Source organism: Luteibacter sp. KNZ12-1A, from assembly GCF_056755675.1.
On sequence record NZ_JBPGXU010000119.1, the window covers coordinates 1 to 11,418 of the forward strand.

An 11,418-nucleotide genomic window follows, 5' to 3' on the forward strand; every position below is an offset into this window, starting at 1 on the left:
AGATGTGTATAAGAGACAGCCCGGTCACCTGACCACTCGGCGGCTCCGGTGGGAGCCGACCCTGTCGGCGATTCGGGTACTAGAAGCGATTCGGCCCGGCGATATGGCACTTCGCCAGTTCGCCACGCGCCAGGTTCGCCCCGTTCTGGTCGCCGGCCTGCAAGCGCATTTCCACCACCGTCTGCCAGTTGCGTGCGCAGAGGCTGCCCGACTTCGGGCCCATCTCGAACGACTGCTTCGCCAGCTTCTCCGCCAGCGGGTAGTCCTGCATGCGGATCGCGATCTCGGCGCGGTCCTGGATCAGCTCCGGCGCTTCCGGCGCCATCTTCAACGCCTGCACCAGCTTGGCGTCGGCATCGGCGTACTTGCCCGCGCGCTCGTCGGCCTGGGCGGCGTGCTCCAGGCCTTGCACGCCCGGATCGCGCAGCGGCGCGACTTCGATCGCCGACTTCTCGCGCTCACCCGCCGCGCGGACCTGGGCGACGATGTCATAGGTGGGTTTGCTGGGACGGGTGGCCTGCGGCGGAGCGGGCTGGCTGCAGGCGGCAACGAGGGTGACGGTGGCGATGGCACAGAAACGAAGGCGATGCATGGGTCAATCCGTAGGATTACTGGGAACGGCCGGCGTGGGCTGCTGCTCATCGCCGCCGCCGAACATACCCTTGAATCGCTGCCAGAAACAGCCCTCCTCCGCTTCCGGCACGTAACCGGCGACGAACGGGAACTGGCGGGCGCCTTCACACGAGGGATCGGTGCGCTTGCCGGTCTGCGTATTCACGTAGGCCATTTCCAGGCCTTCGCCGGGCGTGGCCGACAACGGGCGGGTCGGCAGCTTGCGGAAGAGTTCCTGCCACACCCGCATGCTGCCCGTGGCGCCGTACAGGCCGGTGGGCTTGTTATCGTCGCGACCCATCCAGACGATGGCGAGACGGTCTCCCGTGAAACCGGCGAACCAGCTGTCGCGCTGGCTGTCGCTGGTGCCGGTCTTGCCGGCCGCATGCAGCCACGAGAGCCCCGAATTGCCGATGGCGGCGGCGGTGCCTCCATTTACCACCTGCTGCATCGCCCAGGTGGTGAGACGCGCGGCGGTCTGGTATTCGCCATCGCCACCCTTCACCTCGTAGCGCTTGATCGCCTGGCCCTTGTTGTCCATCACGCCGCGCACCGCCACCAGCGGCAAGGCGTGGCCGTCCGCCGCGATGTACTCGTACAGCTGCGCCACCTGCAACGGCGAGAGATCCACCGCGCCCAGCAGCAAGGACGGACTCGGGTTCACGTCTTCCAGCCCGAACGACTCCAGGAAACCCTTGATCCGCGGTACGCCCACCTGCATGCCCAGGTTCACGGTGGCGAGGTTCCACGAATGGACCAGGGCGTCGAGCATCGGCACCTGGCCGTGGATCTCGTGGTCGTCGTTCTGCGGTGTCCACGGCTTGCCGTCGGGCTGGCGCAGGTTGATCGGGGAATCGTCGACGATCGAGGCCAGCGACCACTTCGAGGGCTGCGCGAGCGCCACGAGATAGACCAGTGGCTTCACCAGCGAACCGATGGGACGACGCGCATCGAGTGCGCGGTTGAATCCCTGGTCGCCGGGGTCGCGTGAGCCGACCACGGCGAGCACGCTGCCATTGGTGGTGTCGGTGACGACCGCGGCGGCCTGCGCGGCGGCACCGCGCTTGCCCAGCGATTTCATCGTGCCGAGGATCGCCTGCTCGGTGTACAACTGCGCCGACGGATCAAGCGTGGTGAAGATCGACAGGCTGCCGTCGCGCAACGCGGCTTCGTCGAAGTCGGCGGTGATCTGCGAGCGGACCAGCTGCATGAACGCCGGGAAGCGGTTGTGCGGCAGCTGGGCGTTCGCCGCGATGCCCAACGGCGTCGCCTGCGCGGCCTTGGTCTGCGCGTCGTCCAGCAGCCCGGTATCGTGGAACTGCTGGAGCACGAGGTTGCGCCGCGCCAGCGCACGGTCCGGATAACGGCGCGGGTCGTAGTAGCTCGGCCCCTTCACCAGGCCGATGAGCAAGGCGATCTCCTGCGGCCGCAGGTCTTCGAGACGGCGACCGAAGAAGAATTCGCCACCGGCGGCGAAACCATGCACGGCCTGGTTGCCCTGCTGGCCGAGGAAGACCTCGTTGACGTAAGCCTCGAGGATGCGGCCCTTGGAATAATGCGCCTCCATCAACAGCGACAGGATCGCCTCGTTCACCTTGCGCAGCATGTTCTGGCTGCGATCGAGGAACAGGTTGCGCACGAGTTGCTGGGTGAGCGTCGAGCCGCCCTGCACCGTGTGGCCCGCACGGAGGTTGGCGAACGACGCGCGCGCGATGGCGGAGAAATCGAGGCCGATGTGGTTCTTGAAGTCGCGGTCTTCCACGGCCTGCAAGCCCTGCACGAGCAGCGGCGGCACGTTCTCCAGGCGGACGATGCGGCGCTCTTCCTGCTGCGCGCCGTACAAGGTGGCGATGCGGGCGGGGTCCAGGTGGATCGACTTGACCGGCTTGTCGTTGGTGTCGTCGACCACCGAGGCGACCTGCCCGTCGGACAGCGCCACGCGGATACGATGCGGCAGTTCGCCACCGTCGGGCCCGGCGTAACCGTGCGAGGCGATCACGAAGCGCGAGCCATTCTTCGAATAGCTGCCCTGCACCTTGCCACCGCCTTCGGTGGTGTAGCCGGCGAAGGTGAGTTCCAGTTCGAGCGCGGCGGGCGTCATCGGCACACCCTGGGCCAGCGGCAACGGACGCGCGTAGACGCGCGTGGGCACGGCGAACACGAGGTCGTTGAAACGCTCCTGCAGGCGCGCGTTGAGGATCAGCGTGTACGGCAGGAGGAAGCCGAACACCAGGCCCATCACCAGCCAGAAGGGAATGCGCAGCCAGGGCCAGGCGGTACGCAGGAGGGAGCCGAGACGGGTCAAGAAAGCCAACGCGGGGAAATCCTGGGGAAGAAGACGTACCCGGATGATAGGGGCACACCCCCGGCGCCCATCTGAACGAACGCTGGCGGAGCCATGGCGACGCGCGTCAGCGCATCGGCCGCCAGGTCCCGGGGCCGGGCTGGAAGGGTCGCGGATGGACGTCCAGCACCCGCTCGAGCTCCCGATTGTCGGCGATCAGGTCGCTATCCAGCCGGCGTATCGGGCCACGCATGGCCGGCGAGACCAGGGCCGCGAGATCGAGGGCCAGGCGTGGGATCGGCGCGGGCAGCGTGGGTCCACCCGCGCTTCGACGGACGCGGCGGAACATTTCCGCGGCGCTCATGCGCTCGCCTCCACCGATCGGGAACGTGTGGCCGCGGGCGAAGGGCGAGCCGAGCGCGGCCATGATCGCGGTCGCGATGTCCTCGGCGTGCACCGGTTGCCGCTGGCCACGGCCGGCGGGAATCGGGAACACACGGCGGCGCAACGCCGCCTGGACGATCGGCGTGAGGCTCTTGTCGACGCCGGCGCCGTAGATCAGCGTCGGACGGAACAGTGTCCACGGCATACCGCGGGACGCGCAGGTGGCGATCAGGGTCGTTTCCGCATCGCGCAGGCGGCGCGAGAGCTCCCTCTCTTCCGGTACGTCGGAATCGCGCTTGGTCTCGGCGCTCATCGACGAGGTGGCGATGACATGCGGCGTACCCGCCAGGCGGGTCGCGGAGAGCCATGGCGCGAGGTGGTCGAGCGGCCCGAGGCTGACCACGGCGTCGAGCGGCGGCAACTCGGGCATCGCGTCAGGCAACGCGCCCACGAGCCACCGGGGATCGGCCATCGGCTGCCTGCTGACCGCGAGGACATCCGCACCCTCCTCGGCGAGCCGTGGAAGCAGGAACTGGCCGATCTGCCCCGACCCGCCGATGACGAGAACCCTCATGCCGCCACTCAACGGCCGGTCGCGATGCGCTCGTACGCGCTCTGCAGACGCGGATCGTCGGGCGCGTAGCGGCGCGCATGGTCGAGCGCCTGGAAAGCACCCTGGCGGTCGCCCTGGCCGGCCCGCTGGAGGGCGTTGTCGATCCAGGCGCTACCCAGCCGGTGGCGCAGGTCGGCCTGCGAGGTGCCACCAGGCGCGAGATCGGACAGGGTGGCGTAGAGGTTCTCGGCACGCTGGACGTTGCCGCTGGCCACCGCCTGCTGCATCTGCTTTTCCACCTGGGTAGGCAGACCCTGCAACCCCGCACGTGCGGAGGCGTCGTTGCCGTCGATGGCCAGCGCGTTGCGGTAGAGGTCGTAGGCGCTGTCGCCCGGCGGGTCCATGATGTCGCCGCGCGACGCGGCGGCCTGGGCGCGACGGACGAGATCGGCGACCTTGGCCTTCTGCTCCGGCGTGACCGCCATGGAGGCTTCCGGCATCGCGTCGTCGCCCGTGGGCTGTCCGGCGACAGCGGGCGTTCCCGTCTTCGCTTCGCCGCCACCGATACGCGCCCGCGCCGCGGCCAGCTCCGCCGACTTCGGCGCGAGCTTCGCCGCCTGGTCGAGCAAGCGCGTCGCCTGAACGTCGTCCTCGCTGTCGAGCGCGGCATTGGCCTGGACGATCAGCGCCTGCGCCACCCGGCCGAGCCCCGCCTTGGCGTCGGCGTTGTCGGGGTCCGCGGCGAGGGCGGCACGGAACCGCGCCAGGGCGTTGTCGTCGCCTTCACCGATGAAGCGGCCCGCGCGCATCGCATCGTTGCCCTGCTGGACCAGCGTGTTGACCGCCTGGTCGTCCTGTTTCCTGGTTTCCGCGAGCGCCGCCCGCAGCGACGGCAGGTCGCCGTAACCCGGCACCAGGAGGGCGATGCGATCCACCAGCGCGTTGGCCTTTGCCTTGTCGCCCGCCGCGATGGCCTGGCGCGCCTGCGCCGCGAGCGCGTCGCCTACCTTGTCGAGCCCGCGCGCCGCCACCGCATTGGTCTTGTCCGCGTCGAGCACGCGCCGGTACAACGCCCCGGCGCCATCGTCGCCATCGAGCTTGCCGGCGGCGAACGCCTGCTGCGCCTGGTCGACCAGCGACTCGGTGCGCCCTTGCGGGTTGCGCGCCTGCGACAGACGCTGCGCGATACGCTCGACGTCGTTGCCGCCGCCGAGCAACTCACGGGCGACATTGAGCGCGGCTTCCGCGTCGTCCAGCTTGCCTGCGTTGAGGGCCGCGTCCGCCCGCGCCACTTCCGCCTGCCCCACGCGGCGCAGGCCATCGCGAGCCGCGTCGCTGTCGGGTTGCTGGTCACGCGCCTTCTCGAAGAGTTCGCGGGCGCTGTCGCCGTTGGTACCGTCGAGGTGGCCCTCGTCCAGCGCATGATTGGCCTGGGCGAGCGTGTCGTTGAGTTCGGTGGCCGGCACCATGTTGCGCAGCCTGTCCTGTTGCAGCCACAACGCGGTGGCGGCACCGATCAGGACGAGCACCAACACCGGAATCAGCCAACCGCGCTTGCGCGGCGGGCGGCGCTGGGGCGAAGGCGGCGGGGTGCCGCCACGCCGGCGCTCCACGTCGACGACGATGTGCGGCAAGCCATCGTCGGCCGGCGGAACCGGCGCGTCGAGGTCGTCCAGCCGGCCCAGCGTGGGTTCGGTGCGACCGCGCGATTCGCGGTCGTTATTGTCTCTGCGTCCGCTCATGGCAAGGCATCTTCCATAGGAGCGTCGCAGCTTAACATTCGGGCGTGAACGGCCGTTGTAGGCGGGATCGTCAGAGTTCCACGCGAATACGGCTGGCCGCCCGCTTGGCTTTCGCCAGGGCCTCTTCCACCGTGGCCGCGCGCGCCAGCGTCACCGCCATGCGCCGGCGGCCATGGACTTCCGGCTTGCCGAAGATGCGAAGCATCGTGCCCGTCTCGGCCAGGGCGTCGCCGACACCGTGGTACTTCGGCGCATTGCCCTCGCCTTCGACGAGCACCGCGCACGACGCCGCGGGAGCGAAGGCGTGGATCTCGGGCACCGGCAGGCCGAGGATGGCCCGCGCGTGAAGGGCGAATTCCGAGAGATCCTGCGAGATCAGCGTGACCAGCCCCGTATCGTGCGGACGCGGGCTCACCTCCGAGAAGATCACCTCGTCGCCGCGCACGAAGAATTCCACCCCGAAGACGCCCCAGCCGCCAAGGGCCGCCGTGACCGCGTCGGCCTGGCGTTCGGCGTCGGCACGGGCGGCATCGCTCATCGGCTGTGGCTGCCACGACTCGCGATAGTCGCCGTCTTCCTGGCGGTGGCCGATGGGTGCGCAGAACGACACGCCGTCGCGATGACGCACCGTCAACAGGGTGATCTCGTAGTCGAAGTCGACGAAGCCCTCGACGATGACGCGGCCACGCCCGGCGCGTCCGCCCGACTGCGCGTACTCCCACGCCCCCGGCGCATCGTCCGGCGAGCGCACCACGCTCTGCCCCTTGCCGGAAGAACTCATCACCGGCTTCACCACGCATGGCGTGCCCAGCTCCGCCAACGCGGCCAGGAAGTCCTCGCGCGTGTCGCAGAAGCGATAGGGCGAGGTCGGCAGGCCGAGTTCCTCGGCGGCGAGCCGGCGGATGCCTTCGCGGTCCATGGTGAGCCACGCGGCTTTCGCCGTGGGCACGACGGTGAGTCCCTCCTTCTCCATCGCGACCAGCGTCGGTGTGTGGATGGCCTCGATCTCCGGCACCACCAGGTCCGGCTTCTCCTGTTCGATCACCGCCCGCAGCGCCGCGCCATCGAGCATGTCGATCACATGGCTGCGGTGGGCCACCTGCATCGCCGGCGCGTTCGGATACCGGTCCACGGCCACCACCTCGACGGCGAAACGCTGCAACTCGATCGCCACTTCCTTGCCCAGTTCACCCGACCCGAGCAGGAGCACCTTGAGCGCGGTATGGGAATGGGGGGTGCCGAAGGTCTTCATGCGGGAGGAATCCAGGGAAACGAAGCCGCCATTCTAGCCGCCCGGCCATCCGTCCAAAGGGGGGGATTGACTCGCGCCGCGAACGTGATGTGATGGAGCCGTCCCCGACAATCCGGAAGTACGCTCATGAGACGCTATCTTGCCGTCCTCGCCGTACTGTGCCTGGCCCCTTCGACCGTCCTGGCGGAGGAGCGCTGGATGACTGTCCTGCTGGACGGCAGGAAAGTGGGGAGCCTGCGTATCGACCGCCAGATCCAGGGCGATCGCGTGGTCACCTCCCAGGTGCTGGATTTCCGGCTGACGCGGGCGCGCACGCCGCTGGCATTGCGCACCGAACTGCGCTCCACGGAATCGGAGAGCGGGTCCCCCCTCGCCTTCTACGCCAGTACCCGAATGTCGACCCAGGAGAACCTGGCGACCGGTGAGGCGCGTGACGACGGTACGTTCCAGGTAGCGAATACGGTCGGCGGGCAATCGAAGGTCAACCTGCTCGTCTGGCCGACCGGGGCGACGCTCGCGGAAGGCCAGCGTCTCACCATGGTGGCCCATGGATTCAAGCCCGGCACATCGTATCGCCTGCGCAACTTCGACTCGATCAGGCAGCAGGTGGCGAACGTCGACGTGGAGGTCATCGGCGACGAAGTCGTCGTCATGCCGGACGAGACCCGGCAGGCCCTCCACCACCTGCGCCAATCGATCGCCGGGGCCGGGAGCGATCGCAGCGTCGACATCTGGGTCGACGACAACGGCTTCATCCATCGCAGCCTCGCCCCGCTTCTCGGTTTCCGCCTGGAAATGGCGGCCTGCGACATCGCCTGCGCGCAGGCGCCCGACCAGGACATCGACCTGCTGCGCGCCGCGATGATCACGGCGCCCCGGCCTATCTTCGCCGCGATGCGCGTGGCTCCCATCCGCTACACGATCACCGTGCGCGGGGCGATCCCGAACCCGTTCATCGACACCGACGAGCAGCGGGTGAGGCCACTGGGCGACGGGGTGTATGTCGTCGACGTCGGCTTCGGCTCCCGGCACGGCGACGAGCCCGGCCCGCTGGCCGAGGACACGGCCGCCAACGCCTGGGTGCAATCGGACTCCGACGAGGTGCGCTCGCTGGCCAGGAGCGCGGTGGGCGACGCCACGACCGACCTGCAACGGATGCGCCGGCTGCGCTCCTTCCTATCCGACTACATCAACGTAAAGGGTCTCGACGTGGGATATGCCTCGGCCCTGGAGACGATCGCGACACGGCGCGGGGACTGCACCGAACACGCCGTCCTCCTCACCGCGATGGCGCGTGCACTCGGCATTCCGGCCCGCGTGGTGACCGGCGTCGTCTACGCCGATCGCATGGGCGGAGCCAGCCGCGTATTCGTTCCCCACGCGTGGGCACAGGCGTGGATCGACAATCGCTGGATCAGCTTCGATTCGGCGCAGCGCCGTTTCGATTCGAGCCACATCGCCCTGGGCACCGGCAACGGCGAACCATGGCGTTTCTTCGCCGCGATGAACGCGCTGGGCAAGATCAGGATCGATCGCGCCATGCCCGGCGCGGCCCTTCTCGACCTGCCCCCGCCGAGCAACGCAAGCGGTCCGGTGGGGGGCGGACGCGGGGCCCCATGATGCAGGTCACCTTGACTTTGATATCACATTGATATCATATGATCCCACCATTCCAGGGGTCATTCCGTCATGAACGAACGTCCCGCCTCTTCCCTGCCGGGCATCCCGGCCGCCCTCGTACTGATCGTCATCGTCTTGCTCACGGGCTTGGGGACGTTGTCCCAGGTGACTCCCGGGGGTAACCCGGCGGTCGCGGGCGCCGTTGTCCTGATACCCATCTTCGCCTTCCTCGCCAAGGGGTTTTTCCAGGTTCAGCCGAACCAGGGCCAGGTGATGCAGCTCTTCGGCAAGTACGCCGGTACGGAACGCCGCGAGGGCCTGCGCTGGACCAACCCGTTCTATTCCCGCCGCCCGGTGAGCCTGCGCGTGCGCAACTTCGAGAGCAGCCGCCTGAAGGTCAACGACAACGACGGCAACCCGATCGAGATCGCGGCGATCGTCGTATGGCAGGTGGTGGATACGGCCGAAGCGGTGTTCTGCGTCGATGACTACGAGAACTTCGTGCAGATCCAGAGCGAGTCGGCGTTGCGGCAGATGGCGCAGAGCTATGCCTACGATGCCCACGACGATTCGAAGCCTTCCTTGCGCAGCCACGGCGAGGAGATCAACAACCACCTGCGCCAGGAAGTGGAGGCGCGCCTCACGAAGGCGGGCGTCCAGGTGATCGAAGCCCGGATCAGCCACCTCGCCTATGCGCAGGAGATCGCGCAGGCGATGCTCCAGCGCCAGCAGGCGAGCGCCATCGTCGCCGCCCGCGAGCGCATCGTGGAAGGTGCCGTGGGCATGGTGGCCATGGCACTCGACCAGCTCCGGGCACAAGGTGTCGTGGAACTGGACGAGGAGCGCAAGGCGGCGATGGTCTCCAACCTGCTCGTCGTCCTCTGCGGCGACCGCTCGACGCAACCGGTGGTCAACGCCGGTTCGCTGTACAACTGAACGTATGGTGGTGGTCGTAAAAAAGCGACTGGCGTCGAGGAAGGGGAGCCGCCGGGCGCCACCCTGCCTCGAAGCAACGAACCACCGCGATGGCGAAGCCGAGCCTGGCATCCGCTGCGGAAACGCACGATGAGTGAGAAAAAGGCTTACCCGTTGCGTGTGAGCGCCACCGTCCTCGAGGCCATGCAGGCATGGTCCGAGGACGAGTTGCGCTCGCTCAATGCGCAGATCGAATATGTGTTGCGCGATGCGTTGCGGCGCGCGGGACGCCTCAAACCGACGAAGATCCAGCCGGTGGACGATCCCGAGGATTGATGCGGCCTCGTTGGCGGAGCGAAACGCTCATGGCGACCCAGCCGGCGATGAAGGCGACGCCACCCACGGGCGTGATCGCGCCGACCACGCGTGGCGCACCGAGCGCCAGCGCGTAGAGGCTTCCCGAGAACAGCACGATGCCCACGGCGAACAAGCCCACCGCGGCGGCGCGCGCCCGTCCCTCGGGCAGACACGCCGCCGCCACGAGCAGGGCCAGCGCGTGCCAGAAGTGATACTCCACGCCGGTGTGCCAGGTGGCCAACGCCGATGCATCCAGGACACCGCGCAACGCATGCGCGCCGAAGGCGCCCAGGGCCACGGCGGATGCACCCGCGAACCCGGCGAGCAGTGCGGCGGCGGTACTGACATGTTGTCGCATGAGCGTGGGTTCCTCGGTGGACGTGCCTGTTCGCCGGCGCGGGTGGCGTATCCTGCGCGGGATATCTCGCGGAGTGTCGCATGAAGTCGTCCACCTGCCGCCGGTTCGTACTGGCCCTGATCGCCTTGCTCGCCATGGTCGCGCTGAGCGCATGCCAGCGGGAACCGCAGCCCGAATGGCGGCTCACCGATGTATCGGGCCACCTGCCGGACCTGGATTTCAAGCTGACCGACGACAATGGCAAGCGCGTGACCGGCGCCGACTACAAGGGCAAGGTGGTGCTCATGTATTTCGGCTACACGCACTGCCCCGATGTCTGTCCGCTGACGTTGACCCAGTTGCACGTGGTGCTCGACCGCCTCGGCGCGCCCGCGGACAAGGTGCGCATCCTGTTCGTCAGTGTGGATCCCAAGCGCGACACGCCAGCGGTCATGCACGACTACGTGAACGCCTTCGACAAGCGCGCCGTGGGGCTGGTCGGCTCCGATGGCGACGTGGAGGCTCTGGCGAAGCGTTACCGCTCGGCCTTCACCCGTGAGCCCGATCGCGCCGACGGGAACTACGAGGTCAGCCACAGCTCCGCCATCTACCTGTTCGACGCCGCAGGCAAGGCGCGCTTGCTGGCCACGCCGTCCGCCTCGCAGGACGACATCGTCCACGACCTTCACCTGCTCACGTCGCTGGAGACCCGCCCATGAGGTATCGCCCGCTCGCTGCCGCCCTGCTCCTGCTCGCCGGAACCGCCGGCACCTCGCACGCCGCGGATACCGCCGGCGTGCAGGTGACCGGGGGTTGGTTGCGTGTCCTGCCGGGCAGCCTGCCCGCCGGTGGTTATGTCACCTTCGATAACACCACCGATCGCGCACTGACGATCGTCGGCGCGGAAAGCCCGGATTATGCCGAGGCGATGATCCACCGCAGCAGCACCGAAGGCGGCATGGGACGGATGGAGATGATGGACAGCGTGGCGCTGCCCCCGAAGGGCAAGCTCACCTTCGCTCCCGGCGGGTACCACGTGATGCTGATGCAGGCGAAACACCCGGTGAAACCCGGCGAGAAAGTGACGGTGACGTTCAAGCTGTCGGACGGCGGGACGATCCCCGCGATACTGATCGCACGACCGGCGAACGCCAGCGGTCCGACGGACTGAGGGCCGACCCACCGAGGGCCAACCCACTTCCGTGGAACAAGCTCTGGTGGCGTGCCTATTCCTGACCGGTCTATTCGATGCTCTGCTCTTGTGGGAGCCGCGTAATCGGCGCTGGGCGCGTTGCGCCCCCCCCCCCCCCGCCCCCGGGTAGACCCCGCAACCGCCGCCCCACCAACCCCCCGGCCCCCCCC

11 protein-coding genes are annotated in these 11,418 nt (G+C 68.3%); 5 read left to right on the forward strand and 6 right to left on the reverse strand.

Going from position 1 to position 11,418, the window contains the following annotated elements; genetic code table 11:
• Window positions 1–79: 79 nt before the first annotated feature.
• From ACR9ZJ_RS17115 to purT, 5 genes are all read right to left on the reverse strand, one after another.
• Window positions 80–592 carry a tetratricopeptide repeat protein gene (locus tag ACR9ZJ_RS17115; RefSeq protein ID WP_481288430.1) on the reverse strand — a complete coding sequence of 171 codons (513 nt, stop codon included), beginning with the start codon at window positions 590–592 and terminating at the stop codon, window positions 80–82.
• A 3-nt stretch (window positions 593–595) separates the two neighbouring features.
• Entirely contained in the window at window positions 596–2,926 is a 2,331-nt protein-coding gene (gene mrcB / locus ACR9ZJ_RS17120) for a penicillin-binding protein 1B (protein WP_481279658.1), read from the reverse strand.
• Window positions 2,927–3,023: 97 nt separating this feature from the next.
• A complete protein-coding gene (locus ACR9ZJ_RS17125; protein ID WP_481288431.1) occupies window positions 3,024–3,854 on the reverse strand; it encodes an SDR family oxidoreductase in 831 nt (276 codons plus the stop codon).
• 8 nt (window positions 3,855–3,862) lie between these two features.
• Complete coding sequence (locus ACR9ZJ_RS17130; RefSeq protein WP_481288432.1) at window positions 3,863–5,575, reverse strand: hypothetical protein; 1,713 nt, start codon at window positions 5,573–5,575, stop codon at window positions 3,863–3,865.
• Window positions 5,576–5,645: 70 nt separating this feature from the next.
• A complete protein-coding gene (purT, locus tag ACR9ZJ_RS17135; RefSeq protein WP_481288433.1) occupies window positions 5,646–6,827 on the reverse strand; it encodes a formate-dependent phosphoribosylglycinamide formyltransferase in 1,182 nt (393 codons plus the stop codon).
• A 126-nt stretch (window positions 6,828–6,953) separates the two neighbouring features.
• On the opposite strand from purT, the gene ACR9ZJ_RS17140 reads away from it, so the two are divergent.
• From ACR9ZJ_RS17140 to ACR9ZJ_RS17150, 3 genes are all read left to right on the forward strand, one after another.
• Window positions 6,954–8,447 (forward strand): transglutaminase domain-containing protein, encoded by a 1,494-nt coding sequence (locus ACR9ZJ_RS17140; protein WP_481279654.1) that lies wholly within the window; start codon window positions 6,954–6,956, stop codon window positions 8,445–8,447.
• Window positions 8,448–8,516: 69 nt separating this feature from the next.
• Window positions 8,517–9,383 (forward strand): SPFH domain-containing protein, encoded by an 867-nt coding sequence (locus tag ACR9ZJ_RS17145; RefSeq protein WP_481279653.1) that lies wholly within the window; start codon window positions 8,517–8,519, stop codon window positions 9,381–9,383.
• Window positions 9,384–9,512: 129 nt separating this feature from the next.
• Window positions 9,513–9,698, forward strand: coding sequence for a type II toxin-antitoxin system antitoxin (locus ACR9ZJ_RS17150; protein ID WP_481279652.1), 186 nt, complete (start codon window positions 9,513–9,515; stop codon window positions 9,696–9,698).
• Here the strand turns inward: ACR9ZJ_RS17150 and ACR9ZJ_RS17155 are convergent.
• Window positions 9,655–10,077 carry a DUF423 domain-containing protein gene (locus ACR9ZJ_RS17155; protein ID WP_481279651.1) on the reverse strand — a complete coding sequence of 141 codons (423 nt, stop codon included), beginning with the start codon at window positions 10,075–10,077 and terminating at the stop codon, window positions 9,655–9,657. The two genes, ACR9ZJ_RS17150 and ACR9ZJ_RS17155, sit on opposite strands and share 44 nt — an antisense overlap.
• 80 nt (window positions 10,078–10,157) lie before the next feature.
• Here ACR9ZJ_RS17155 and ACR9ZJ_RS17160 point away from each other — a divergent pair, with 80 nt between their 5' ends.
• Together ACR9ZJ_RS17160 and ACR9ZJ_RS17165 are read left to right on the forward strand one after the other, a co-directional pair.
• Entirely contained in the window at window positions 10,158–10,775 is a 618-nt protein-coding gene (locus ACR9ZJ_RS17160) for an SCO family protein (RefSeq protein WP_481279650.1), read from the forward strand.
• Window positions 10,772–11,227: a copper chaperone PCu(A)C gene (locus tag ACR9ZJ_RS17165; protein WP_481288434.1), complete on the forward strand. Its 456-nt coding sequence runs from the start codon at window positions 10,772–10,774 to the stop codon at window positions 11,225–11,227. Before ACR9ZJ_RS17160 ends, ACR9ZJ_RS17165 begins: the two co-directional genes overlap by 4 nt.
• Window positions 11,228–11,418: the final 191 nt, after the last annotated feature.